The organism is Oleiphilus sp. HI0123, assembly GCF_001635315.1.
Map to the genome: position 1 here is coordinate 1 of NZ_LWGE01000812.1, position 390 is coordinate 390.

Annotated in this window: 1 protein-coding gene; it reads left to right on the forward strand. The window is 48.7% G+C overall.

What is annotated here, in order from left to right; genetic code table 11:
* On the forward strand, nt 1-390 hold a 390-nt coding region (locus A3761_RS07085), incomplete at both ends, for a TGS domain-containing protein (protein ID WP_156491704.1).

Below are 390 nucleotides of genomic sequence, written 5' to 3' on the forward strand. Positions count from 1 at the left end.
AATGCACGAGGAAGCCGAACTGGGAGTTTGTGCTCACTGGCGCTATAAAGGTACCGATGTTAAAAGTCGATCTTCAGGGTATGAGGAAAAGATCAACTGGCTTAGACAAGTACTGGAATGGCAAGAGGAGGTGGGTGATGCCTCGGAAATTGCAAACCAGCTAAGCTCAGACGTTGGTGAAGACCGTATTTACGTATTTACACCTGATGGCCATGTTGTTGATTTGCCAAATGGCGCAACGCCGGTAGATTTTGCTTACCGTGTTCATACTGAGGTGGGCCATGCTTGTCGTGGTGCTAAAGTAAATGGTCGTATCGTGCCGTTAACTTACCCGCTTCGAACTGGCGAGCAGATTCATATTCTAACCTCTAACCAGGCTTCGCCGAGCCG